We start from the raw sequence: 26,396 nt of genomic DNA, 5'->3' as shown, positions 1-26,396 counted from the left end.
GGGTGACATGGACCGGTTGAGCAACATTAACAAAATCCCCTCAATTGAGACCCTGGAAAGGGTGCAGGGATTGCGGGACCGGGGACAGAATCAAGACAAGTCCCCATCGCATGAGAGCCCGCAACGAGGCGATGAAGAAGCGGCATCCGGCGGGATTGAGGATGAGGAGAGAGAAAAGGAAATGAGTCCGGAAGAAGAAACGGGTGTTGAGGATCAGGAATCCAAAATAGAGGGAGAAACGTCATGCCAGGACGGCGGGACGGTCAAAGGACGAGTTATCGATATCAAGGCCTAGTCGGATCGGCAGCCGGTCGGCAAAGGTTGCACTCCGTCTTCGTCGTGATCGGTTTAACATTGATGTGTTGCGCCGGACCCCTTTCAGCTCAGACGGCTGATGCCGACGCGACAAGCCCCTATGACGGTGTGACCTGGGCGCGGGATCAAGGGCCCGGCCCGGAGTCGGTGCCGAAAAGCTCCGTCGACACGGGAGATCAAAGCGCCTCCGGTCTCTTTCACCAGGACGGAGGGGTGATTTCCGACGGGGAGGAGAGATCCGCCGGCATCCTCCGGGATTCCGCCTCCTTCCCGGTGGCGCTCATCTGGGGTGTTTTCGGAGGATTTATCGGTGCGGCCCTCTTTGTTAAAGGCCAGCGCCGTCTCTTGAAGACCGGCAGGCTCAGAAAAGGGGATGAGGGATCCAAGGGTCCGCTTCAAGCAAACCAAGAGGCGGTCCTCAAGGCTCTACAGGATTTAGAAGTCATGGCGACGCGCTGGAAGGAAGCCGGCATTCAATCCCTCACACCGGCGGGAACGGCTCAGGAGCCGGAGATGGCGGGAAATCCGATCGCGGAATCCCGGCCGGTCAGGGAATCCCGTCCGGTCACGGAGTCCAGGCCGATCCGGCAACCGGTTCTCCGCCCCCCCAGTTTGGGATTCGCCCACGATCCCGAACCTCTTCCCACCGGCCGGAGGCTCGACAACCGGCCCACGCGAAGGCCGGTTTTGGGGATCAAGGAACAGGTTCAGCAGTTGGTCCAACAGGGAGAAGGGATCGAGCAGATAGCGCGAAGGCTCCGCATATCAAGGGAATCGGTCCGCCTCTTTTTCCAATCTGATGCTGAATTTCCCGACCCGAAAAGCCGAAAAGTAATGAATGGTGAGAAGATCGAAAGTAGAGCAGCATTGCATCAAAGAATACCACCTAACATTATTAAAGAGAAGGGATTACAGAATGGACGCTGAGAACGGAAAGGGTGAGGAGTTGGCCATGATGAAGCTGGTGGAGGATGTTCCCCCGATGCCGCTCGTCGCCCAACGGGTTCTCCAGATGAGCCGCAATATGGAAGATATCGCCGTTGCTGATCTGGTGAAGGTCGTTTCGACCGATCCCGGTCTGACCAGCAAGGTCCTCGCCACCTGCAATTCCCCCTTTTTCGGTCTCCGAAATCAGGTGAGAACCCTCAGCCAGGCGGTGGTCCTCTTGGGTGTCACGGCGGTGCGGAATCTGATCCTACTCCATTCATTGCCCGTTCACGGCAGGAGCAAGCCGAGTTTTGAGGAGACATCGATGTGGATGCACAGCATGGGCGCCGCCTTGTCGGCGCGCTATCTGGCGCAACGATCGAAACAAGCCGATCCCGAGGAGGCCTTCCTCGCGGGATTGTTGCATGATGTCGGCCGCCTCATCCTCTCTTTAACAATGGGTGAGCGCTATCTGACAGTATTTCGTTCAATCTATAACAAAGAAGGTGCGTCCATCGTTTTGGAGCAGGATGCCTTTGGGTTCAACCATGCTGAAGTCGGTGAATTGATCACCAGACGCTGGGAGTTTCCGGAGGATTTGGCTGGAGCGGTGGGGAGGCATCATGACGATGTTTCAGCTCTTTCGGGGTTGACGCTCGTCGTGAGGGCCGCTGATGAAGTGACGCATTGGATGGGCATAGGTTCCCGGCCCACGGAACAGAATGAAGAAGTCGGGGCGGGGACTGAGGCCTTGGGTTTGACACCCGAGGAATTAGAATCGGCCAGGGAAAGGATTCAATTGTCCCTGGAGCAGGAAATGGCCGTCTTTCAGCAGGCAAGTTAAGGAAGGAAAGGAATCCATGGTCATGAAGCGACGGAATGGGGTGGGGTCTCGCCAGCTACAAACAGTAATTGATAAATTTCGGAAAGGTGAACACCGTCTTATCAAGACGCTCGAAGAAGAGGCGCTCATCACCCCCAAGGAATCGAAAAACTTGGGCACCGCCGTGGAGCGCGCGGTTTCGCAAAAACGGTCCTCGGATCTTCTGGAAGCGGCACAGACCGTCAATAGCAAATTGATCCGGGTCGTACGGCGCAATCGCGTGGGTGAGATCGAACGGGTGGATTCGGAATTGGAGATCCTTTATGAGATCAGCCGGACGATCCAAAACACCTTGGATCGCGAAGATCTCTTCCAGCGTCTCCTCGAGCTGGTGAATGATGTGGTTCCTTATGAAAACGCCACCCTATTTATAAAAAACACCTCGACCGATCGCTTGACCGTCGGCGCTTTTCGCGGACGGCACATCGATCTCATCGGTGGAGTGGAATTTGATCATGGACCCGGGTTTTCCGCCTGGGTGGCCAAGCAGAAGCGGATTGTCGTTTTGCAAGACCTGCACCGGGGTCGTCGCGTGGATGATCTGGAGGTTGGATCCTTTGCTTCGGTGCCGCTCATGGTGCAGGGCGAGTTGATCGGGGTGCTCAACCTGAGCCACCCCAAACCCCAGACATTCCAAAATGAACATGTACGTATTTTGAGCTTGGTGGCGAGTCAAACCGCGGCGGTCATCCAGCGCTTTCTCATGTTCGAGGAGTTGAACCGGCTGGCCATTACGGATGATCTGACATCATTGAACAACAGGCGTTATTTCATCAGACGGTTGAATGAGGAGACAAATCGGTCCCAGCGATACGAACAACCCTTCAGCCTCATGTTTATAGATATTGATAATTTCAAATCGTTGAACGACACACATGGGCATCAGATGGGGGATCGCGTCCTCAAGGAACTGGCAAAGCTGTTAAAGGGCTGGGCGAGGAACTCGGATCTCGTCGCCCGCTACGGCGGGGATGAATTCGTCGTGCTTCTCCCGATGACGGATGTAAGAAGCGCCTTCAATGCCGCTGAGCGTCTGCGCGTGCAGGTGGCCGATCATACCTTCAGCCGCAGGAAAAAGATCAGCGTCAGCATGGGTATTGCCGGATTCCCCCAGGCGGGTGATCAGGCGGTGACGATTCTCAACAAAGCTGACCGGGCGCTTTATGAAGCCAAAGCTACGGGACGGAATAAAGTGTGCTGTTGTTCGGGAAACCGGCTCGAAGTCCAGGCGGCTTAGGCGAACAGCAAAAAGAATAGGGCAAAGAGACATGGAAAAGGAAGCGACAAGAGTCTTGGTTGTCGATGACGAGGTCGAACTTCTGGATGTTCTCAAGGATTTCTTCCAGATGACTTCGCATGAGCTGGTTCTTTCTTCAACGGGTGAGGAGGCTATTGTTCAACTTGGTGAACAAAGCTTTGATGTTGTTCTGACAGACATCAACCTTCCCGGTGTCGATGGGCTTGAAGTATTGAGGGTGGCCAAGGAGATGGATCCTGATGTCCCGGTCATTCTCATCACCGGAAACGCCAGTGTCTTCAATGCCGTGGAGGCTTTGCGAAAGGGAGCCTTCGATTATATTACAAAACCCTTTGATCTCTTTGATCTCGAGAAAGTGATTGATCGGGCTCTGGAACGCAGGCGGCTCGCCGAGGAGAACCGGAGGCTTCTGGAAAATCTGAAACGAGCGAATATGGAGCTGCAGCGTCATGAGGAAAATCTTCGTGACAAAGTCGCACTGGCCACTGAGCAGATCAAAACTCTGTATGAAATCGGAAAGGAGATCACCTCAAGTCTGGATCTTGACCGAACCCTGGAAAAGATCGTCGAAAAATCGATTCAACTGACACGTTCTTCCTCCGGTCTTCTCCTCCTCGCGGAAGAACGGGGGAAGGCGTATCAGTGCCAGTGGGCTCGTGGTCCGGTGATTCCGGATCACGAGTCGCTGGAGCAACTCGAGTGGCGCAGGGGATTGACCGGATTGGCCATTTCACAGGGCCAGCCCGTGATTGAGAATGATCTATCACTGGCGATGGAAGGGGAGCCCCTGCATGTTCTCGGCGCCACTTCAGCCCTCATCGTACCATTGATTCAGGATGGTTCGGTTCAGGGTCTCATTGTCGTGCTGGACAAGAGTCAAGATCCTTTTCTCCCAAGTGACGAAGAGGTATTGACGCTCTTCGCCAGCCAGGCCGCCATCGCCATCCACAACGCCCGAATCTACGAGAAGATCATGGAATTGGATCGTCTCAAGTCGGATTTTGTCGCTGTGGTCTCCCACGAATTGAGGACACCTTTGACCTCCATCAAGGGTTCGCTGGAGATCCTCGGTGATGAACGCTACTTTGATATACCGCCCCAGCAATCCGAACTTCTTCAGATCAGTCAAACAAATGTGGAACGTCTGGAGAGTCTGATTAACGACATCCTCGACTTCAGCAAGCTTGAATCCAGCCGCCTTTCAAATAACTTTTTGTTGGCTGATCTGGGGATGGTGCTCCGCAATGCAACCGACAGCTTGGAGACCATGGTTTTGAACCGCGGTTTGAAAATGGAAATCCAAATCGCTGATTCAATCCCCAAACTGAACATTGATGAAATGCGGGTCGTGCAGGTAGTGAACAATCTTGTATCAAATGCGGTGAAATTTTCTGATGACGGCGGTGTGATCACCATAAGAGCGGAAATGGCCGAAAACGGCGCCGTTATCTCAATCATTGATCAAGGCGTGGGAATCAGTGAGGAAAATCAAACCAAGCTCTTCCGAAAGTTCGGGCAGCTCGATTCATCCTCCACCCGCAAGGCAGGTGGAACCGGTCTTGGCCTCATTATCTCAAAAGGCATTGTGGAAGAACATGGCGGACGGATATGGGTCGAGAGCGAGCCGGGCAAAGGAAGTAAATTCAGCTTCTGGCTGCCTCTTCCCGGGGCCGCCATCCAGGCTTCCCAGAAGCCGGAGCCGACGGATGAAAGGGATGCGTCTGATCCAGGAGAAGAAGCCGCCTCATCCGCCGCTTGATGGCCTGGCCGGTTATCGGCCGGCCTCATTTGCTTGCTCCGATCCTTTCACTTCTTTAAAATAACGCCGTGATGCCCGCAAAATACATCAAAGAGATAACTCAAGAGATCATTATAAAGATCTTTGGAATGCTGTTTATTCTTTCCGTTTTCTGCGGTCCCTCCGCCGCCGACGAATTCGAACTGGCCGACATCGAACCGGTGTGGACCTGGTCTTATCATTTGGCGCGCCTTGCCGCTGTTCCCGGCGGAGAGAGGGGTCTTGAACCGGGCTTTCTTGAATTCGATTATACAAAACCCCGTGAAGGAAGCCGGCTGCGGCGTGATCTTTATGACGGATGGGTGGTCGGCGAAGGCGGTGGCTGCGTGCTGGAAACCGGCTACCGGATTCCGGTCGGCTCCCACTTTGTGACCCGGCTTCGCATCCGCGCCAGCGCGCACGGAACGGACCCCGACCGTGTGCGCGTCCTCGAAGGCGGTCTATGGGGCGCCACGGGTCCTCTCGCTTGGTCTCTTGGGCGCCAGCGGTTTTTCTGGTCATCGACTCCTGAGACCTCCCTTCTGCTTTCAAACAATGCCGCACCCTTCGATGCCCTCTCCCTGGGAAGCCGCCGGGACTGGGGTTTGCCTCTGAATCTGGGCGGTCTTCGCTGGCAGCTCCTGCTTGCCTATCTCGATGATGAGCACCGGGTCATTCCCTTCCCCTTGCTCTGGGGTATGAGGGGCTCCTGGAATCCGGCGCCGCAATTCAGCCTGGAATTGAAGCGGACCGTTCTCTTCGGTGGGGCCGGTCGAACGGAGAGGCTGACACCCGGCGATCTGCTCAATCTCTTTTTGGCGAGGGGGGAAAATCTGCCGGAGGGCGAGAGAGGACCGGCCGATAGCGATCAGAAGTTATCGTATGCCCTCCGGTGGCGCTGGCCTCTGCCCCACTTTGCCCGGATCTATGCCCATCAATGGGGCCTTCAGGACCTCGAGATTTCCTATGAGTACGGGGGAGAGGATGCCCTTCGCCGCGGTTTCCCGACCGCGACCGGCCGGCTCATTGGAATAAGAACACGTATCCGAGGATGGGATATCTCCGGTACCTATGCAGAAACGGTCGATGATGCCAATCGATGGTACGAGCATGTCGTCTATGAGAGTGGATATCGCTATAAAGGATGGGTGATGAGTCACCCCCCCGGTGGAGACGGACGGTGGGTTCGCGTTCGTTTTGGCCGCCCATGGCTCGCGATGCAGGGCTTTTCTATTGAGGGAACTTGGGAGCGTGGCGGGGTAGAAGATAAACCGTCTTGGGAGGTCTTCCGTCTCAACCTTAGATGGTGGATCTCTCCCATTCCTGGTCTCCGCCTTCAAGCAGAAGGTGAGATGGCAACGCTTAAAACCGGTTCAACAGCGACATTACAGCCGAGGTATCCGGAGCCGGCTTTGCGACTTTCCCTGATCGTGGGGGGTACTGTCCAAATGGGAAATGGAACCAACTAAGGTGTACCATATCGTACAAATCCGGCAGAGGCTTATTCCATTCGCAGATCCGAATGGGGCCTCTCGATTTAAAAAATTTGGGGAAAGCTCGTCGGGTAACTGTCTTAGCCTTAAGGAATTTAGGAAATTCCTCTTGCTTAATACCTCACGAATCACTAACTTCACGAGCTGTATGCCCCTTAGCGGACCATTGGTTGCTATAGGGATGATGAGGTTCCGGCACATCACCTTTGTCAAGGGAGCATGGAGGCGGGAGGTCGCCTAGGAGGCGTTACTTTGGCTTTGGATACAGCGTATAAAGAAGCGCAGAAAAGAATCCCTGCTCAAGTTAAGCCCCTGCATGGGCAGCCCGTTCCAAAACCCCGTCCGATTCCTTCTTACTCTTGGTCGACCACTCTCCTTCTCATCGCCGGCGACTTGGCGTTGCTGACCCTTTCCGGTACGATCGCCGGTTTTCTCTTTGGTAGTGAGATTGGGATTCTCGCCGGTGGGAGCCGCTTTTTCCTCCTCTTTGGAGCCGGCATGCTCCTGTCAGGGGCTCTGTTACAGGCGTATCGTCTGCCAAACTTGCGGCGGCCCCGCAGAAGGGCTGAAGCGGCCATGGGGCAGGCTGTCGGCGGATTGATCACAACCCTGATTCTCGCTTCCAACTTTTCAACAAATGGGGTTCTCCTCAAGGCTGTCTTCGTTCCAGCACTCTTCGTCGGCCTAACCTTCCTCGTCTTCAGATCCCGCCTGAGTCTCGTGATCCTGAAATGGGCCGGGGATGAACGGGGTCCAGTGGAGAGGATCCTTATCATTGGCGCCGGTCGTGCCGCCGTCCGGGCGGCCCGGTGTCTCGTTGATGACGCCGGTGATAAGGTGCGCATTTTGGGATTCGCAGATTCCGCGCCGACCCGGGATATTCCCAAGGGATATCCGGCCTGGCACATCGATTCCCCGGATGAGATCGCCGATTTGGCGCGGGACCAGGGGGCCCACCAGGTTCTCGTGGCCCAGCCACAGGGATCCGGCGAGGATGTCATCCGCCTCACCGACATCCTCATCCGCAGGGGAATCCGGGTGCGGGTTGTCTCCAATCTTTTCACGCGCCTTGTCGAATCCGGCCCTTTTGAGCGTCTTGATGGCATCCCGGTTGTTGAGGTGGGAGCGACTCCGCTACGGGGACATCGCGCGATCTCTAAAAGGGTATTGAATTTAGTGGCAGCCCTCACGGGCACGATCCTTATCCTGCCGTTGCTCATCGTGATCGCCTTGGCGATCAAACTGACGTCAAGAGGACCCATTCTTCATACGCAGGTCCGTTTAGGCAAAGGGGGCCGGCCATTTACCTTTTATAAGTTTCGAAGTATGATTCCAGAGGAAAATGGCGAATCCCACCGGAGCTATGTCACTGAGTTCATGACAAAGGGGCGGGCCGCCGGTTGCGATGAGAACGGCCAGCAGGTTTATAAATTCGTTGATGGGAACCGAATCACAGCCATCGGCCGTTTTTTGCGCCGGACGAGTCTGGATGAGCTGCCACAGCTCATCAATGTTATCCGGGGGGAGATGAGTCTGGTCGGGCCGCGTCCGTGCCTGCCATTCGAGTATCAGTTGTATAAAGATTGGCAGAAGCGGCGGTTGGACGTGATACCGGGAATGACGGGACTCTGGCAGGTAACCGGCCGGAACATGGTGACCTTTGAGGATATGGTCCTCTTGGATCTATTCTACATCGCAAACTGGTCGTTCCTGCTGGATATTAAACTTCTCCTCCGGACTATCCCTGTGGTTCTCTGGGGCAAGGGAGGACTCTAATGGGGTTGGAAGACCGTTTGCGTGATGCCGAGGCATCATTGCATGTTGCGGTGGTGGGTTGTGGTTATTGGGGACCGAATCTTGTCCGGAATCTTCTGGAGAACCGACTCACACGCAGCCTGACCATATGCGACCTTGACGAATCAAAGTTGTCCCGGCTTTTACTGCGATATCCCTCAATCAAGGCCACAACGCATTTTGAGGATATTCTGACCGATGATGATATAGATGGTGTTTGCATTGCGACACCCCTTATCACACATTATCCCCTCGCCCTGCATGCCCTTCAGGCCGGCAAGCATGTCTTTTTGGAAAAACCCTTCACCGCCAGTTCCCAACAAGCGGTTGAACTCGTGGAACTCGCCAGAGCCAAAAAATTGACGATCATGGTGGGACACACCTTCCGGTACAGCCCTCCGGTCATCAAGATTAAAGAAATCTTGGACGGGGGTGGCTTGGGAGATGTCTACTACATCAGCAGCACAAGGGTGAATCTCGGTTTGCACCAGAAGGATGTCAGTGTGGTTTGGGATTTGGCGCCTCACGATCTTTCGATGCTGCTCTACTGGCTGGATGAAGTTCCAACAGAGGTCCTGGCGACCGGCAAAGATTTTGTACAAAAAGGCATTCCAGATGTCGCATTTATTCATTTGAAGTTCGACAGCGGCGCGATTGCCCATGTTCAGGTCAGCTGGCTTGCTCCTTCGAAGCTTCGCCGGACGACAATCGTCGGCAGCGCCAAGATGCTCGTCTATGATGATACGGAGAATATCGAGCAGGTGAAGCTCTTCGACAAGGGGGTCGATTACAGGGATCCCGATACCTTTGGTGAGTATCAACTCAGTTATCGGACGGGAGATATCGTCAGCCCGAAATTGGAGACATTCGAGCCCTTGCAGGCCGAGATGAACGAGTTCCTCACCTCGATCATAACCGGCCGGACCCCTCAGACCGATGGAGAAAGCGGTCTCCGGGTGGTTCAAATTTTGGAGGCGGCCGAGCGATCGCTATCCAACAGCGGACATGTCGAAGTTTTGAAATTATTGAAAATCCGCGTCTAGGCCCGCCAACTCGTCTCATAAGCGCCACATCTTGATCCCCTGGTTTCAAGGGGTTAAAAGAGGTTCAGATGAAAGATATCCCAAAAGTTTATGATCCTCAGGCCTTTGAAGAAAAGTGGTACAAGCTTTGGGAAGAGCAAGGGGCGTTCCGCCCGGCTGGGAACGATAATGCCAAGCCGTATGTCATCATGATGCCGCCTCCCAATGTAACGGGAGCCCTCACCGTCGGTCATGTGCTCAACAACACGATTCAGGATGTTTTGATTCGATGGAAAAGGATGGAGGGAGCGCCGACGCTATGGCTTCCCGGGACCGATCACGCTGGTATCGCGACGCAGAGCGTCGTTAAAAGGCATCTGGACAAGCAGGGAATCGATATCAAGAAAATCGGGCGGGAGGAGTTTCTCAAGGAAGCCTGGAAGTGGAAGGAAGCGCACGGCGGCCGGATCACTCAGCAGCTCCGTCGTTTGGGCGCTTCCTGCGATTGGTCGCGTGAACGTTTTACATTAGACGATGGATTATCCAAAGCGGTCGAGGAAATATTCCGAAGATTATACAATAAAAAACTTGTTTATCGCGGGCAGTATTTGATCAATTGGTGCAGTGGATGCCGAACCGCCGTCTCTGATGAGGAGGTTGAGTATCAGGAAGAAGCCGGAAAGCTCTATTATGTCCGGTATCCCTTCAAGGGAACAAACCGCTCTGTCACCGTGGCCACGACGCGCCCGGAGACAATCCTCGGCGATACGGCGATCGCCGTGCATCCTCAGGATGATCGTTATAAGGATCTTATCGGTGCGACGCTGCTCCTTCCTATTCTGGGGCGCGAAATCCCGCTTATCGCCGATACGATCGTCGACCGTGAATTTGGAACGGGCGCCCTGAAAGTCACACCGGGGTGTGATCCCGTCGACTACCAAATTGGAGAGCGCCACAATCTGGAGAAGCTGTCACCCATAGGAACCGACGGCCTCATGACGGAATTGGCCGGGCCTTTTGCCGGACAAAGCCGGGAAGAGTGCCGGCGCGGGATTGTTAAACGCCTTAAGAACGACGGCCTGCTCGAGAAGGTCGAGCCCCTGCCTCACTCTGTGGGGAATTGCTACCGGTGCGGCACGGTGATTGAACCCCTGCTTTCCGAACAGTGGTTCGTCAAAATGAAACCCCTCGCCGAGATGGCGCTGGACGCTTATACATCCGGCAGTCTGCGTTTTGTTCCGGAGCGCTGGGGCAAGGTTTATATGCACTGGCTGGAGAATATCCGGGATTGGTGTATCAGCCGGCAGCTCTGGTGGGGGCATCGTATACCGATCTGGTATTGTGAAAACGGGCACAGCATTCTATCCGGCGGAGAGAATCAGCCGTGCGCCGATTGCGGATCCCATAAGTGGCGGCAGGATGAGGATGTTCTGGATACCTGGTTCAGTTCTTGGCTGTGGCCGTTCTCAACGCTGGGATGGCCCGAGCGAACGGAGGACCTCGAACGTTTCTTCCCATCCTCGGTTCTGGTGACAGGTCCCGACATTATCTTTTTCTGGGTCGCGCGGATGGTTATGGCTTCGGCGGAGGTGGAGGGCCGGTGCCCCTTTAAGGACGTCTATCTCACCGGTTTGGTTCGGGATGAAGAAGGCCGGAAAATGTCAAAGAGCCTCGGAAATTCCCCCGATCCAATCGATCTCATCGACCGCCTCGGCGCCGACGCCCTGCGGTTCACGATGCTCATGCTGACGCCTCAAGGTAATGATATTCTCTTTGGGGAAAAGAAGGTCGAGGTCGGCCGCAATTTTGCCAATAAGGTCTGGAACGCGACCCGCCTCGTACTCCAAAACCTGGATCCGGCGTGTACGGAACTTCCTGAAACACCGTCTCGTCATCTTACCGATCGCTGGCTGCGGTCCAGTCTGTCGCGGTGTATCGCTGAAAGCCGGGAGGCTCTGGAGGCTTACCGCTTTAACGATCTTTCCCGGACCATCTATGAATTTGTTTGGCACGAGTACTGCGATTGGTATCTCGAGATCTTAAAAATCAGGCTTCGGGACAAGATCGAACCGGAAGCCGCGATTGCGACGGCGATTCAGGGGATTTCGACGAGTCTTCAGGTTCTCCATCCTCTGATGCCTTTTGTGACGGAGGAACTCTGGTCCTATCTGCCGGGGGATCGGGATCTTCTGATAGTCTCGCCCTGGCCCGAAGTCAACCGATCGGATATTGATGAAGCAGCCATTCAGGAAATGGCCGGTCTGCGGGATGTCGTCGTCGCCATCCGGACCCTTCGGAGCGAAATGAACGTCCCGCCCGCGCGTGTCGCGAATGTTACAATCCGCGTCGATTCCGATTGGATGAAGACTCTCCGCGAGCAGGAACCGATATTGAAAGGGCTTGCCCGGATCGATGAACTCCATCTTGATGCCAACGCGATAAAGCCTTCCCATTCAGCATCCGCCGTCGTTCGGGGCATGGAGGTTTTCGTTCACCTCGAAGGTGTCATCGATCTGGAGATCGAGCGGAAGAGGCTTCAGAAGGAGCTTGATCGCGTTGCCAAGGCGCTGGAAAGCAGTGTGAAGAAACTGGCGAATCAAGATTTCCTCGGCAAGGCGCGCCCTGACGTCGTCGAAGCGGCAAGGGAGCGACTGGAGAGCCTGCGCGAGACACGCTCGAAATTGGATCGCGCCCTTTCGGCTCTGGAAGATTAAAAACCGCAGGAGTCCAAACCGCGGGAAGGAGGGCGGGATGCTTTCTCGATACCCCCATTATCGGTACGTTATACTTGCCGGATTGGTGAACCTCATCCTTCTGGCCGCCGCCGGCTCCGGCCGGGCTTCGGATGAGCGGAAAATTTCCATCACCGTCTACAATCAAGATCTCGGCCTTGTGAGAGACGAACGGGTTCTCGATATAGACGCGGGCACAAGCTATGTGCATTTCGCCGATGTACCGGAGAGAATCGATCCGACATCGGTGCATCTCGAGGCGGTGGATGGGCGGGATCTGCAAGTGCTGGAACAGAACTATGCCTACGATCTGGTCAGCGCTGAATCGGTCCTTGATCGCTATCTCGATCATGATATCCGTATCCGGGATGAGGATGGGGAGATCTACGAAGGAATTCTAAAAAGCCAAAGGGGGGATCAGATTCTTCTCGTGCCCGCGACGGGGGGGGTGCTGATGCTTCGCAAGGCGCGGATCGCCGAGATTCGATTTCCACAGCTTCCTGAGGGATTGAACACGCGTCCGACCCTGATTTGGTCGCTGAACACGGGCGCCGGCGGCAACCGGCGGACCCGCCTTTCCTATTTGACCACCGGTCTCTCCTGGAATGCCAAGTATGTCGCGGTGACAAATGATGATGAATCAGAGGTTCTGCTGACCGCATGGGTGAACATTACAAATGAAAGCGGCGCCTCCTATCCTGAGGCGGATCTTCAACTCGTCGCCGGTGATGTCCACCGTGTGATAGAGGGTGGGCCGCAGAGCTTTGGGGGCCGGCGTCCCATGGAACTTATGGCAAAGGCCGACGGAGGGTTTGAGGAGGAGGCCTTTTTCGAATATCATCTTTATACATTAGACCGGGCCACTACTCTCTCTGATCGGGAGTCAAAACAGATCGCCCTCTTTCCGCCGGCCGCGGTCTCGGTGAAGAAGGAATATGAATACGCCGTATGGAAGGGTGAGAAGGTTCGCGTTGTACTTTCTCTCGTCAATAGCGAAGAGAAAGGCCTTGGCCGGCCGCTTCCAGCCGGGATCGCCAGGGTCTATAAGGCCGACCGGGCCGGGCGGCTGCAGTTTGTCGGCGAAGACCGGATATCCCATACGCCCCGCGGGGAGGAGGTTCGGCTCTTTCTTGGGGATGCCTTCGATCTCGTGGCCGAACGAAAGGTACTGGACCGCCGGCGCCTTTCCGACCGGGTCTGGGAAGAGGATGTCGAGGTGAGTCTCCGGAACCGCAAAGAGAAGGGCGACGTGGAAATCATCGTCGAGGAGCGTCTGTCGGGTGAATGGACGATTTTGCAATCCTCTCATGCGTACAAGCAGATCGAGGCGCAGGGGGTGGAGTTCAGGATTCCGGTGCCGGCGGGCGGGGAAGTCAAATTAATGTTTACGAGCCGGATGGTTCATTAGCATTCCGCAACAGCTCCATCATGCTTTTCCAGGCATGCCTTTTTCTTCGGCCGAGAGATGCGGATTTCGAACCGGGTGATAGGACGTGTCTAACTTCCGATTGATATCCAGAAATGAACCCCGGGGCGATCAGCCCCAGGCCATCCGTGAATTGACGGAGCAAGTTCTCGCCGGGCGCCAGCACCAGACCCTGCTGGGTGTGACTGGATCGGGCAAGACTTTCACCATTGCCCACATGATCGCCAATCTGAACCGTCCCACTCTGGTTATTTCGCATAACAAGACGCTGGCCGCCCAGCTCTACGGTGAATTTAGAGGCCTATTCCCGGAAAACGGCGTCGGCTATTTTGTTTCCTATTACGATTATTATCAGCCCGAGGCCTACGTACCGCAGACCGACACCTATATCGAAAAAGACGCAAAGATCAATGATGATATCGACCGATTGCGGCTTCAGGCCTCCGGCCTTCTACTCACCCGCCGGGATGTCATCATTGTCGCCTCCGTCTCCTGCATCTATGGATTGGGGGATCCCGCGCAATTCCGCCGCCGCATGCTGCGGCTCTGTGTCGGCGAGATGATCCCCCGTGAGGAGATTATCGGGAAGCTGGTTGAAATCCGCTATGAACGAAATGATCTCGAATTGCGCCGAGGTGTCTTTCGTGTACGGGGGGATCTGGTCGAGATCTTCCCGGCCCATGATGAGACGGCCTATCGTGTCTATCTCTCTGGAGATGAAGTCGAAAGGATCCAGAAATTCGATCCCCTGACCGGAGAAGCGGGCGCTGAGATTCCGGCGCTCGCTGTCTTTCCCGCGACGCACTTCCTGGCGCCGCCCGAGCAGATGGAGCACGGTTTGCGTGCGATTGAGGAGGAATTGAAGATCCGCGTCAAGGAACTGGATGGCGAGGGGAAGAACCTGGAAGCGCAGCGGCTCCGCGGCCGGACGCGGTACGACCTTGAGATGTTAAGAGAAGTCGGTTATTGCACCGGGATAGAAAACTACTCCCGTCATCTCTCGGGCCGCCGCGCCGGCGAACGGCCGACATGCCTTCTGGATTATTTTCCGGAAGATTTTATCACCATTATTGATGAGAGTCATGTGACGATTCCGCAGCTGGGCGGGATGTATGCGGGGGACCGGTCCCGCAAGGAGACATTAGTCCAGCATGGTTTTCGCCTTCCATCGGCATTGGATAACAGGCCCTTGAAATTCGATGAAATCGAATCATTCATCAAGACGGTTATCTATATCTCTGCGACTCCCGCCGCATTTGAAATGGAAAAATGTGAAGGTGTCGTGGTCGAGCAGGTCATCCGTCCCACCGGCTTGATTGATCCGGAGATTCATCTGCATCCGATCGAGGGGCAGATGGACCATCTGCTGGAACAGGTGCAACAGCGCACGGAACGCGGCGAACGCGTGCTGATCACAACTTTAACAAAAAGGATGGCTGAAGAGCTGGCCGATTATCTCTCGGAAATGAATATCCGGGTCCGCTATATCCACTCCGATGTCGCGTCTTTGGACAGGATGGAGATCCTGCGGGGCCTGCGTCTCGGTGAGTTCGATGTCCTTGTGGGGATAAATCTTCTTCGGGAGGGATTGGATCTGCCGGAAGTCTCCCTCGTGGCGATTCTCGACGCCGACAAGGAGGGATTTCTCCGCTCGGAGCGAAGCCTTATACAAACAGCCGGCCGGGCGGCGCGGAATGAGCGGGGCGCCGTAATCCTTTATGCCGACAAGATGACCGACTCGATGGCCCGGGCCATCCATGAAACGACACGGCGCCGCAAACTGCAGATCGAATACAATAGAAAACACGGCATCACACCGCAGACCATTCAAAAGACGATGGAGGAGATCATGCTCTCCACATCGGTGGCGGATGCGCGGACCGGAACGCAGAAAGAGAAACCAGCGCCTGCGAGCGGGCTCTTGGCGTGGGCGATTCAGGGCACGCCGCCGAAGGAATCGGATAAAGCGCAGATGATCCAGTTGCTGCTCGAAGAGATGAAGGCCGCGGCTGACGCTCTGGAATTCGAAAAGGCGGCCAGCCTGCGGGACCGGCTTCTCGATCTTCAGGCGACCCTTTCTGATGTGGGGTCGCCGCAAGCTCGGAAGCGCTTCAATCGACGGAGGAAAAGGTGATGCCGTTGCACCAAGATGATCTGTCGGCCTTTATTAAACGGGCTCTGGAGGAGGATGTCGGCCGGGGGGATATCACCACCGAGGCTTGTGTCCCGCCCGACCGCACCGGAGCAGGCCATATCCGTGCCCATGCATCGGGGATCTTATCCGGTCTCGAGGTCGCCCGGCAGGTCTTTCTTACCTGGGATCCCGGTCTGATCGTGGGCCTTGAGAAAGCCGATGGGGAGAGGGTTCAGGCCGGCGACGAGGTCTTGACCGTCTCCGGGCGGCTGGCCTCCATCATGACGGCCGAGCGGGTGGCTCTGAATTTTCTTTGCCATCTCTCCGGTGTGGCGACCCTGACGGCCCGCTATGTGGAGGCGGTTGAGGGAAAAATCCGTATCTTGGACACCCGCAAGACATTGCCGGGATTCAGGCGGCTCCAAAAGCAGGCGGTGGTTCACGGCGGAGGGACGAATCACCGTGAGAGACTGGACAGCGCCATCCTCATTAAAGATAATCACTTAGCGGCAGCCGGCGGGATTGATGCGGCGGTCCGGCGGACCCGTGAGGCCAAACCGGGCGAACGCCTTATCCTGGAGGTTTCCAATTTGGAAGAGGCGAATCAAGCCGCCGCGCTGGAAGTCGAGCATCTTTTGCTGGATAATATGAGCCCGGATGAAATTCGGGAGATTGTGGCGCTCCTCAGCAGGAAGTCGCCGCGACCCTTTCTAGAGATTTCGGGGGGGGTAACGCTCGAGACGATTAGGCCTTATGCTGAGACAGGGGCCGATGCCGTATCGGTGGGGGCCCTGACCCACTCAGCTTCTGTTTTGGATTTGGGTCTGGACGTCGATCAGTTATAGATCTGACGCGAACAACTCGGTAGAACAAGATGAAATGTCCACATTGCGGTCATTCTGAAGATAAGGTCATCGACTCGCGGTCGATCCGCGAAGGCGGCGCCGTGCGCCGGCGCCGGGAGTGCGACCTCTGCCACCGCCGTTTTACAACATATGAATATGTGGAATCGGCGGCGCTCCAGGTTATCAAGAGGGACGGGAGGCGGGAACCGTTTCAAAGAGACAAACTCGTCAAAGGGGTTCGGCAGGCTTTGCACAAAAGACCGGTCAGCACCCAGGCGATGGAGGAGTTGGTCGAACGGATCGAGAACGAATTCGCCCGCGACGGCATCATGGAGTTGGAGAGCCGGCGGATCGGCGAATCCGTCATGGCGGAATTGGCGCAATTGGATCAGGTTGCCTATATCCGGTTCGCTTCCGTGTATAGACAATTCCGGGATGTTCAACAATTCGTTGATACGATCCGGTCGTTGCTGCCTGAAAAGAAGGCCGGGGACGGCGCTGGAAATGGGGATGGAGATGGGGAGAAGGCGGTCTCCCGGGAATCTGAAGAAGGAGCAGAGATTGAAACCGATCGCGCCGGTGAGTAGGAGATGTTGATGAAGAGCCTCTGGAAGAGGATGGCGGGCGGGATGGAGAAGACCCGGAACCGCCTTGCCAACGGCATCGAAGATTTGATCAAGCGGCGGCCGAAACTGGATGACAGCTTTTACGAGGAGCTTGAAGAGCTATTGATCGTTTCCGATGTGGGGCCGCAATTGTCGGAAGAATTGGTTCAAACAGTCCGGGAACGGGCCCGGCAGGAACGGGTGCAAGATGGGGAACAACTGACCGCTCTTTTGGGGCGGGTGATTATCGAACTCCTCGGCGGACCTTCGAATGGTGATAGCTGCATTCCCAAACCCAATCCTGAGTCCCTGCATGTTATTTCTGTTATCGGTGTGAACGGGGTCGGGAAAACCACCACGATCGGGAAACTCGCTCTAAGATATCAAGCGGAAGGGCACCGGCCGCTGATCGTGGCATCCGATACCTTCCGGGCCGCGGCCAGCGAGCAATTAGAGGTCTGGGGTCAGCGGGCCGGTGTGGAGATCGTCAAGAGTCAATCGGGCGCCGATCCCGGCTCGGTCGCCTTCGACGGCATCCAGGCGGCGCGTTCACGCCATGCCACCGTTGTCTTTGTCGACACCGCCGGTCGGTTGCAGACGAACGCCAATCTCATGGGTGAACTGCAGAAAATTCACCGTGTTTTGGATAAGGCCCATCCGGGCGCCCCGCACGAAGTCCTCCTTGTCTTGGACGCCGTTGTCGGTCAAAACGGTCTTAGCCAGGCGCAATCATTCCGCGATGCGGTGGGCGTCACCGGTTTGGTTTTAACGAAGCTGGACGGATCGGCGCGGGGCGGTTCTATATTGCCGATCCGGCGCAAACTTGGAACGCCTGTACAGTGGATCGGTATCGGTGAAGGCATTAATGATCTCGAACCATTTGAACCGGAAGCCTTTGTAGAGGCTCTTCTCAAACCGACGGGCGCCGCCATCCCGTAGAAATTATTATTATGGTGGGCATCAATCCCGCCTTGGTGGGTGAAGCTCACCAATTATTGTACATTGATAGTTCCCTACGCCGAAGATCCGATCTTGAGGAGCTCAGCAAGGGACTGTGATATACTCCCTTTATCAGTTCTCTGATGGCCTGGAATCCCACAGAATCCCGAGGAGCGCCGTATGAGGGCGTCCTTTCCTTTATTTCTCCTTGCGATCCTTCTTTGCACATCATGCTCCGGCGCCGCGGCTCAACGGCATCGGGCGGGATTGGAATCGGCGCTCATAACTGAACCCCCTCAAAAAGCTTGGGTTTTTTTCAAGGATAAGGGCATCCCCAATACACAGGTTTATGAGATGGCGATCGACGAGGTGGCTCGGAATTACAATCCCCGCGCGGTCACCCGGCGGCAGCTTCGACGCACTGCGTTAAATCCATCGAGCCGGTCGGGCGCGGCAAATGCGACCTCTTTCCATTCCGTGCTGAATCGGGTGATGGACTGCCTGCAGCTTCTCCCCGCGATGAGTTTTACGGCACCTCGGCGGATCAACTCGAACAGATCCATCTTATGGCCCTGCACGAAAGAGGTTCCACCGGGGATGGCGTTGTCATCGGCATACTCGATACAGGCTTTCAGCGCAGCCATGCAGCGTTTAATGATCCGGCGCACACCTTGTCGGTGATCGCCGAGCGGGATTTTGTCGATAACGATCCCCATACCGGCATTGAAACGGGCGATCCACCCGATCAGCATTCTCATGGCACTCTGATCCTGGGAACCATCGGAGCCTATCGAGAGGGTGAATTGATCGGCGGGGCCTACGATGCTTCATTTATTCTCGCCAAGGTCGAGGATGCCGGATCGGAATTTCCCCTTGAAGAAGATTGGTTCGCCGCCGGCCTGGAATTTATCGAGGCCCAGGGCGGCGATGTCGCCACATCCTCCCTTATCGCCGGTTGGTATGGGCAGAATGAAATGGATGGCGAGACATCGATTATGGCGCAGGCTTTTAATATCGCCACGGCCAATGGAGTCCACTGTTGTCAGGGCGCGGGGAACAGCGGTCATGACGACCTTCCGACAACCTCCCACCTGGCGGCTCCGGCCGATGCCTGTATTGTTCAATCCCATCCTGAATAGACGGTGGGGGAGTTGCGGGATCGCTTGTTCATGACGGCGGGCGACTACATTGAGAACCATACTTATGATCCCCTCTATATCCGCGGATACGGCATTGTGAATGCTTCCAATGCCGAAATCGATGTTAGTGGGACCTTGAATGGATCCGATCTCGGAAGAGCGCGTGCGCTTCACCTCTTTCCCAATCCCACCCGGGCCGGATGGACGATTTCGTATGATCTAGGCGATGCGGGGATCGTCGATTTGGGAATATATGATACCGGCGGCCGGAGAATACGAACCCTCTTGCATTCTTTCCAGGCCAAGGGGCATCATATCTTTCCCCTTGGCGACCAGGGATTAGGACAAGGGGTCTATTTCTGCCGGCTGCATATCGGAAAGCGAGTCAAAGCGCAACAGAAGCTCGTGATTTTTCATTGACCCTTTGGTTTCACTGGTCCGGCCCGCCCGCGGCCCTTACAATACCCTTTGGTCCACCCATTTCCACCGGAGCCGCAAAAGGAGTCAGCGATGGCCCATCAATTCATCTTCACCATGCAGGGCGTCGGCAAGGTGCATCCGCCCGACAAGGTTGTGCTGCGGGATATCTGGCTCTCGTTTTATCCCGGCGCAAAAATCGGCGTCTTGGGCGCCAATGGCGCGGGGAAAACAAGCCTTCTCCGAATCATGGCCGGGATCGATACGGAGCATTTGGGAGAAGCCGCGCCGGCCAAGGGGATCCGTATCGGTTTTGTAGAACAGGAACCCCAGCTCGATCCTGAGAAGGATGTCAAAGGCAACATCGAAGAGGGGCTCGCGGAGATCCGCGACCTGCTGTTGAAGTTCGAGGAGATCAGTGCGCGTTTTTCCGAGCCGATGGAGCCGGATGAAATGGAAACCCTCCTTGCCCAACAGGGCGAAGTGCAGGAGCAGATTGAAAACGCCGACGGATGGAACCTCGACCGGCGCATCGAGATCGCCATGGACGCGTTGCGGTGCCCGCCCGGAGATGCCGATGTTTCCACGCTATCGGGCGGCGAGCGGCGCCGGGTGGCCCTGTGCCGCACCCTCCTGCAGCAGCCCGATCTCCTCCTGTTGGATGAGCCGACGAATCATCTCGACGCCGACTCGGTCGCGTGGCTCGAACGTCACTTGAAGGATTTTCCCGGCACGATCGTTGCCGTAACCCACGACCGCTACTTCCTTGACAATGTGGCCGGATGGATTTTGGAATTGGATCGCGGCCACGGCATCCCATGGGAAGGGAACTACTCCTCCTGGCTTGAACAAAAGGAAGAGCGGCTGCGGCAAGAAGTAAAGGTGGATCAAAAACGCCAGCGGACCTTGGCCCGCGAGCTCGAATGGGTGCGCATGAGCCCCCGGGCGCGCCAGGCAAAGGGTAAGGCGCGCCTCGCGGCCTATGAAGAGCTCCTCACACAGAATATGGAAGAGCGTGAGGAGGTGGCGCAAATCGTCATCCCGCCGGGCGCCCGGCTCGGCAATTTGGTCGTTCAGGCGAAGAATGTGATGAAGGGTTTCGGAGACCGCCTTCTCTTTGAGGGGATGGAGTTCAGCCTCCCCCGCGGCGGGATCGTCGGTGTCGTCGGCCCGAACGGCGCGGGTAAAACAACCCTCTTCCGCATGATTGTGGGGGAGGAGACCGCCGATGCCGGGGAATTGCAGATCGGTGAAACGGTCGAGATCTCGTATGTTGATCAAAACCGCGATGCGTTGAATCCAGAGAATACGATTTGGCAAGAGATCACCGGGGGTGAAGAGTCGATCATGGTCGGCAAGCGTGAGATCAACTCGCGCCGGTATGTTGGATCCTTTGCTTTCAAAGGGGGCGATCAGCAGAAGAAGATCGCCGGTCTCTCGGGTGGGGAGCGCAATCGGGTTCACTTGGCGAAATTGTTAAAATCCGGCGGAAACCTATTGCTGCTCGATGAGCCCTCCAACGATCTCGATGTCGATACGCTGCGCGCTCTGGAACAAGCCCTGCTCGATTTTGCCGGATGCGCTGTTGTGATCAGCCACGACCGCTGGTTCCTCGATCGGATCGCGACGCATATCCTCGCCTTTGAGGGGGAGAGCCGCACCTTCTGGTTCGAGGGAAACTTTCAAGCTTATGAGGAAGATCGGCGGAAACGGCTCGGCGCCGAGGCCGATCAGCCGCATCGCATCAGGTACAAGAAACTGGTTCACTGAGACAGCACGTTACGGCACGCCTCCTGCTGCTTATGAATGACGGATCCCGGTTTGTTCGGGTTCCGACATCACTTTGACAAATAGCCCGCAGCAGCAGGGAGGCGCCATGAAGGACAGGGAGGTCCACCCCCAAAAAGAAGACGGCCGATCAGGCCGGATGTCGCCCAGCCAGCCCTTCCTTCCCCTCGGATCGGCGGGCCGTTCTCCCGAGATCCTGCGCCGCTGGGCGCTCGAGGGACGGGTCGGGGAATTGGATGATGTCGAGATCCTATCCGTTCTCCTCGGACCGGAGCGGGCCACCGGAAAGACGATGCGCTTGGCGAGGGACCTGGTGACCCGAGGTCTTCTCGCCAGAGATGGGGCGCCGGCGTCACTGAAGCCCGGTCTCGAGGGTCTAGGTCCGGTGCGCAAAGCCCGCCTCTTGGCGGCCCTCGAATTGGCCCACCGTCTTCATCCCCCGCCGATCGGCCTCATCTCTCATCAGAAACCGCTGGAAGCTCCCCGCCAGGTCTACGACTGGGCCAGAGCTTATTCCCTGAGCGACCGGGAACATTTTCTCGTCCTTCATCTCAATACGCGGCATGTCCCGCGCAAGCTGGAGGTCATCTCGATCGGGAGTCTCGATGCCTCCATCGTTCACCCGCGGGAGGTCTTTCGCAGCGCAATCCGGGAGGCGACTGCGGCGATCATCCTTATACATAACCATCCGTCGGGAGACCCCCATCCCAGCCGGGATGACATTCACACAACCGATCGATTGGTGCAGGCCGGCCGTCTGGTGGGGATCCGTGTGCTGGATCATGTCATCATGGCGGGAGAACAATTTTTCTCATTTCGGGAGGAGGGGGTGATCGATCCTGATAAGAGCTAGTGACGCATGGTGATAGGTCCATTGACGGCGGCACTGAAATCGTTTAAAATAATAGGGTTACAGAGCCCTGTTCCTGCAGGGCGCATTTGAAGCTGTGTCGCGTCGCAATAAGGAGGTTCGCCGTGCGTTGTTTGTCAGGGGTGTCGTTATTCTTCATTTTGGGATTTTTTCTATTCCCCACCATCGCTGAATCAATGGATTCGAATCGCTATGAGGTCCTCCACAGCGGGAGCCCCTTCACACCTGTCGCTGGGGATTATAGCGAGGGGCTGGCCGAGCTTGCGGGAAGCGCGGATCCAACGGGTCTTCACATGTGGGTCCAGGTTGAAGAGCTTGGGAATAAAGCCTGGCGTGAATCGATGGCGCAGGAGGGGGTTCAGCTCCTCGACTATGTGCCCCGAAACGCCTGGATCGCCAAGGTTTCACCCACGCTGACAGCTTCCGATTTGCGGCGTCTCGGTGTTCGCTGGCTGGGAGCGCTCCGGTTGGAAGATAAGGTGAGTTCCCACATTTTGTTGAACGAAGAGGCCCCATGGGCGGAATATGAAGAGGGCGCGGTCATCTACACCGTGACCTTCCACAAAGATGTCACTGAGACAGCGGCCGGGGCGGTTCTACAGGCGTATCCGCATCTCGCCAGCGACAGAATCGAGGCTCTGAATACACAGGTTATCGCCCTCAATCCCGATCAGGTGGAAGCTCTGGCGATGGAAGATGCCGTGAAGTGGGTTTCTCTCCTTCCGCCGCCGTTGGGTGAGCTGAATGACGGGATCCGCGAGGCGGTTCAAGTGAATGACGCCCATCAGCCTCCCTATAATCTTGATGGAACCGGTTCCAACGTTCTCGTTTATGACGCCGGCCCGGTTGATTCATCACATCCCGATTTTTCCCCGAATCGGTGCATCGTCGGCGAGGGCGGTTCACCGGCCAGCCACGCCACGCATGTCGGCGGCACCGTCGCCGGGAACGGAACCAACAACTCGAACTACAAGGGGATGGCGCCGAACGCGAAGGTTATCACCTATACGTACGAATCCTGCAATCCAAACTGCTTGTACAATAGCCCGCAGGATATTGAGTTCAACTATGCGGAAGGTCTGCTCAACTATGGAGCGCAACTCGCCACGAACTCGCTCGGCAGCAATATCGCCATCAACGGTTATCCCTGCTCTTGGGAAGGCGATTACGAGCTGACGGCCCAGCTTCTCGATGCGATTGCATACGGTGATTGGACCGCGGGGATTCCCTTCCTCTCCCTCTGGGCCGCCGGAAACGAGCGGGCCTACGGCACGTGCGGGACGACCTACAATACCGTCGGCGCGCCGGGAGCCTCTAAGAATGCGATTGTCGTCGGGGCGACCAATTCGAATGATCACTCGATGACCTACTTCTCCTCTTGGGGACCGGTTGATGACGGCCGGATCCGGCCCGATATCTGCGCACCGGGTTGCCAAACCGGCGGCGATGGCGGGATTACCTCTACAGCGCCGGGCGGCGGCTATTCCGTCAAGTGCGGAACCTCGATGGCGACGCCGGCCATGGCCGGGATCATGGCCCTCGTGCTGGAGGAGTTGAGACATTCGCCGACAGGCATGCCCAACATCTTCCCGGCCACACTCAAAGCGCTGGCAATCAATACGGCTCAGGATTACGGCAATACCGGACCTGATTACGAGTTCGGTTTCGGTGAGGTCCGCACGACGCAGATCATCGATCAACTCCGGAATCGAGGCTATATCCAAAGCGCGATGGACCATGGCGATGAGTTCACCTATGTCTTCCAGGTGCCGGCCGGAGAATCGCTGCTGCGCGCATCCATCGTTTGGAGTGATGTCCCGGGAGAGACCTTCGCTTCCGTGGTGCTGGTGAATGATCTTGATATCTGGTTTGAAGACCCGCAGGGCGGACAGCATTTCCCCTATATTTTGAATCCCAGCTCGCCTTCATCGGCGGCGACAAGGGGCGAGGACCATCGCAATAATGTGGAGCAGATTGAAGTTTCTAATCCCGAAGATGGTCTTTGGACCCTGCATGTTGTGGGCGGCGATGTACCGGAAGGCCCGCAGAAATTCAGTATTGTGACCAACCAAAGATTCGCGGGGCAGAATATCGCATCGGCGGGGGATGAGCTCTTCCACCGCACCGGCCGTATTCTGAATGCGCGGAACCAGCCTAATCCATTCCAGCCCTCGACCACCATTCGATTCTCCCTCGCTAAGGATGAAGAGAATGTCGGCCTTTATGTCTACGATGCGGCCGGCCGTCTCGTGCGGACATTGGCGTCGGGTCCTATGCCGGCGGGTTCGAAGAACATTCTGTGGGATGGCGAAGATGCTTCCGGGCGGCGCGTTTCCAGCGGCGTCTATTTCTACAGGATTCAGGTTGCGGATCAGACGGTCACGCGATCCATGGTTCGCCTGAATTAGGATATAGAGATTGAACAAAAAACCGTCCGCCGGATCAATGCCGGTGGGCGGTTTTTTAATGCTGTTCACGCATTGGCTGCTCGGATGGCAAAAGCGGAATCTCTAAAAGACCGTCTGCCAGTTGAGGCGGAGGCCGGTGAAAGGCGCCAGCGGACGGCAGATCCCACCGGAACAAAGCTGGCCGCCCCGGAACGATCCGAAGCCGAGACTCAATTGATGGCGCTCCATGAATTGAAAATTCATCTCGGCAAAAGTCCATTCGTCTTTCTTTTCGCGAGCATCATTGGTCCATTCGTGCGTGACGGCAAAAGCTAAATTGGGGGCGTGATAAAGATTGAAGGTGGCCAGGTTGTCCCGTGTCTCAATCGGGAATGTATAAGATGAAACCGAGAGATTCTGTTCTTGAACACCTTGCGTCTCGAAATCAATCTCCACGCTCCAGGTGTCGGTGACCGGTTGGTAGATGTTTCCGCCGTAGGTGAGCCGCTCAAAGAAAGTCTCGTGATTCGCCGCTTGGATGGTCTCTTCGCTCTCACTGGCTCTTAATGTGATTGTCAGATCGGGATTGGGATGCCACTGAAGATCCCCGTACGACTCGAAGAAGGGCAGCTCTTCATCGTGCGTCTCCGAGGCGGAATGGTTCAGTGTGACGGCCAGTACGCCGTCCAAAAGACCGAGCAGGGCCTCGGCCTGGTATCCCCGCTCATCTTCAAGACGGAAGTTGGCGACATGGGATCCGCGGGTCAGCAGGGTGGTGGCGTGCTGGCGGATGGGGATCGGTGTGCCCTGTGAGTAGGCCCACTTGTAACGCAGGAAATCCGCCCCCTCGAAGGATAGCGAGAGGGGACCCCAAAAAATATTACAAACTCCGTACCCGGCGTGACCCTGCGGATACTCCCTCTGATTTTCATCGGGGTGAATGTAATCCCTGACGAGATAAGCGGCGAAAAGATCTCCCCACATCGAACTCCACTCGAAATCGCCGCCGTGAATCCGATCCCGTCCCCGCGGGCGCCCCGCCGGATCATCGGTTGAATCGACCTGAACAGCGTGGTAGGAGAGGTGCAGGTCGCTCAACGCTGCCGTGCCGAAGGAGGCCGCTTTAACATAGATTTCCTTTTCATCGAAGGCGTTGCCGCCCGCGAGCAACTCAATCTGATATCTTTCCTCATCCCAGCGGGCGCGGAATCCATCCACGGCATTGTCGAAATCAACCGGCTGATTCTCGATGATCTGCAGGCCGACACCGCGCGCCAGCGTGCTGTAGACGTGGCCGATTTGCGCTACGGCGGATCCGACGCGGGCCTCGAGCATTCGCTTGCGAAGACCCTCGAAGGGGTCGCCGTAAAGATTGGGATCGAGGCGATCGGCATCCGACGGTTGATGGATGAGAAAGGTGGTGCTCAGCGCGAAATTCCCATAGCCAAGTCGAAAATCGAAACGTTCATCCGCCACCATTTCATCCAGATCGCTGTCGTTCCAAATCTCGAGTTCCTGATGGGCTTGGATCGTCGTCTCCTGGGCTTCTACTATGGCGGGAATGTGTAGGAGCAAGAAAAGAAAGAGGTATCGAACCGTCCGATGGGCGCCGTATCTCATCTGGAGCGTTCTCCTTCCAGATTG

At 56.3% G+C, this 26,396-nt stretch carries 21 protein-coding genes; 19 read left to right on the top strand and 2 right to left on the bottom strand.

The window, feature by feature from the left end:
• Positions 1-7: 7 nt before the first annotated feature.
• The 14 genes from KJ970_14675 to ftsY all read left to right on the top strand — a co-directional run bounded on the left by KJ970_14675 (position 8) and on the right by ftsY (position 18,150).
• On the top strand, positions 8-295 hold the full coding sequence (locus KJ970_14675; protein ID MBU2692163.1) for a hypothetical protein: 288 nt from the start codon (positions 8-10) through the stop codon (positions 293-295).
• 44 nt (positions 296-339) lie between these two features.
• Positions 340-1,242, top strand: coding sequence for a hypothetical protein (locus tag KJ970_14670; protein ID MBU2692162.1), 903 nt, complete (start codon positions 340-342; stop codon positions 1,240-1,242).
• Positions 1,232-2,086 carry an HDOD domain-containing protein gene (locus KJ970_14665; protein ID MBU2692161.1) on the top strand — a complete coding sequence of 285 codons (855 nt, stop codon included), beginning with the start codon at positions 1,232-1,234 and terminating at the stop codon, positions 2,084-2,086. The genes KJ970_14670 and KJ970_14665 overlap by 11 nt, the downstream gene beginning before the upstream one ends.
• A 22-nt stretch (positions 2,087-2,108) precedes the next feature.
• On the top strand, positions 2,109-3,362 hold the full coding sequence (locus KJ970_14660) for a sensor domain-containing diguanylate cyclase (protein ID MBU2692160.1): 1,254 nt from the start codon (positions 2,109-2,111) through the stop codon (positions 3,360-3,362).
• 31 nt (positions 3,363-3,393) lie between these two features.
• Entirely contained in the window at positions 3,394-5,142 is a 1,749-nt protein-coding gene (locus tag KJ970_14655) for a response regulator (GenBank protein MBU2692159.1), read from the top strand.
• Between the two features lie 71 nt (positions 5,143-5,213).
• The gene (locus KJ970_14650) at positions 5,214-6,629 is read left to right on the top strand and encodes a capsule assembly Wzi family protein (protein MBU2692158.1); all 1,416 of its coding nucleotides are present in this window, start codon (positions 5,214-5,216) and stop codon (positions 6,627-6,629) included.
• A gap of 276 nt (positions 6,630-6,905) precedes the next feature.
• Complete coding sequence (locus tag KJ970_14645; GenBank protein MBU2692157.1) at positions 6,906-8,429, top strand: exopolysaccharide biosynthesis polyprenyl glycosylphosphotransferase; 1,524 nt, start codon at positions 6,906-6,908, stop codon at positions 8,427-8,429.
• Positions 8,429-9,490: a Gfo/Idh/MocA family oxidoreductase gene (locus tag KJ970_14640; protein MBU2692156.1), complete on the top strand. Its 1,062-nt coding sequence runs from the start codon at positions 8,429-8,431 to the stop codon at positions 9,488-9,490. The genes KJ970_14645 and KJ970_14640 overlap by 1 nt, the downstream gene beginning before the upstream one ends.
• 68 nt (positions 9,491-9,558) lie before the next feature.
• Complete coding sequence (locus tag KJ970_14635; protein MBU2692155.1) at positions 9,559-12,183, top strand: valine--tRNA ligase; 2,625 nt, start codon at positions 9,559-9,561, stop codon at positions 12,181-12,183.
• A 37-nt stretch (positions 12,184-12,220) separates the two neighbouring features.
• Complete coding sequence (locus tag KJ970_14630; protein MBU2692154.1) at positions 12,221-13,609, top strand: hypothetical protein; 1,389 nt, start codon at positions 12,221-12,223, stop codon at positions 13,607-13,609.
• 85 nt (positions 13,610-13,694) lie between these two features.
• Positions 13,695-15,761: an excinuclease ABC subunit UvrB gene (gene uvrB / locus KJ970_14625; GenBank protein MBU2692153.1), complete on the top strand. Its 2,067-nt coding sequence runs from the start codon at positions 13,695-13,697 to the stop codon at positions 15,759-15,761.
• The gene (gene nadC / locus KJ970_14620) at positions 15,761-16,606 is read left to right on the top strand and encodes a carboxylating nicotinate-nucleotide diphosphorylase (GenBank protein MBU2692152.1); all 846 of its coding nucleotides are present in this window, start codon (positions 15,761-15,763) and stop codon (positions 16,604-16,606) included. The genes uvrB and nadC overlap by 1 nt, the downstream gene beginning before the upstream one ends.
• Before the next feature lie 29 nt (positions 16,607-16,635).
• Positions 16,636-17,193: a transcriptional regulator NrdR gene (nrdR, locus tag KJ970_14615; protein MBU2692151.1), complete on the top strand. Its 558-nt coding sequence runs from the start codon at positions 16,636-16,638 to the stop codon at positions 17,191-17,193.
• 9 nt (positions 17,194-17,202) lie between these two features.
• Positions 17,203-18,150, top strand: coding sequence for a signal recognition particle-docking protein FtsY (ftsY, locus tag KJ970_14610; protein MBU2692150.1), 948 nt, complete (start codon positions 17,203-17,205; stop codon positions 18,148-18,150).
• 380 nt (positions 18,151-18,530) lie between these two features.
• Here ftsY and KJ970_14605 read toward each other — a convergent pair whose 3' ends face one another.
• The gene (locus KJ970_14605; GenBank protein ID MBU2692149.1) at positions 18,531-18,794 is read right to left on the bottom strand and encodes a hypothetical protein; all 264 of its coding nucleotides are present in this window, start codon (positions 18,792-18,794) and stop codon (positions 18,531-18,533) included.
• Between KJ970_14605 and KJ970_14600 the strand changes: the two genes are divergently transcribed.
• The 5 genes from KJ970_14600 to KJ970_14580 all read left to right on the top strand — a co-directional run bounded on the left by KJ970_14600 (position 18,717) and on the right by KJ970_14580 (position 24,773).
• Complete coding sequence (locus KJ970_14600) at positions 18,717-19,289, top strand: S8 family serine peptidase (GenBank protein ID MBU2692148.1); 573 nt, start codon at positions 18,717-18,719, stop codon at positions 19,287-19,289. The genes KJ970_14605 and KJ970_14600 overlap by 78 nt on opposite strands.
• A gap of 3 nt (positions 19,290-19,292) precedes the next feature.
• The gene (locus tag KJ970_14595) at positions 19,293-19,709 is read left to right on the top strand and encodes a T9SS type A sorting domain-containing protein (protein ID MBU2692147.1); all 417 of its coding nucleotides are present in this window, start codon (positions 19,293-19,295) and stop codon (positions 19,707-19,709) included.
• A 90-nt stretch (positions 19,710-19,799) separates the two neighbouring features.
• Positions 19,800-21,476: an energy-dependent translational throttle protein EttA gene (gene ettA, locus KJ970_14590; protein MBU2692146.1), complete on the top strand. Its 1,677-nt coding sequence runs from the start codon at positions 19,800-19,802 to the stop codon at positions 21,474-21,476.
• A gap of 106 nt (positions 21,477-21,582) precedes the next feature.
• The gene (locus KJ970_14585) at positions 21,583-22,347 is read left to right on the top strand and encodes a JAB domain-containing protein (protein MBU2692145.1); all 765 of its coding nucleotides are present in this window, start codon (positions 21,583-21,585) and stop codon (positions 22,345-22,347) included.
• A gap of 122 nt (positions 22,348-22,469) precedes the next feature.
• Positions 22,470-24,773, top strand: coding sequence for a S8 family serine peptidase (locus KJ970_14580; GenBank protein ID MBU2692144.1), 2,304 nt, complete (start codon positions 22,470-22,472; stop codon positions 24,771-24,773).
• Positions 24,774-24,875: 102 nt separating this feature from the next.
• Here KJ970_14580 and KJ970_14575 read toward each other — a convergent pair whose 3' ends face one another.
• Complete coding sequence (locus KJ970_14575; protein MBU2692143.1) at positions 24,876-26,372, bottom strand: hypothetical protein; 1,497 nt, start codon at positions 26,370-26,372, stop codon at positions 24,876-24,878.
• Positions 26,373-26,396 lie beyond the last annotated feature (24 nt).

The sequence above is a fragment of the Candidatus Eisenbacteria bacterium genome (assembly GCA_018831195.1).
In the GTDB taxonomy this organism is placed as follows: domain Bacteria; phylum Eisenbacteria; class RBG-16-71-46; order CAIMUX01; family JAHJDP01; genus JAHJDP01.
This window is presented reverse-complemented; position numbering and strand designations above follow the sequence as displayed.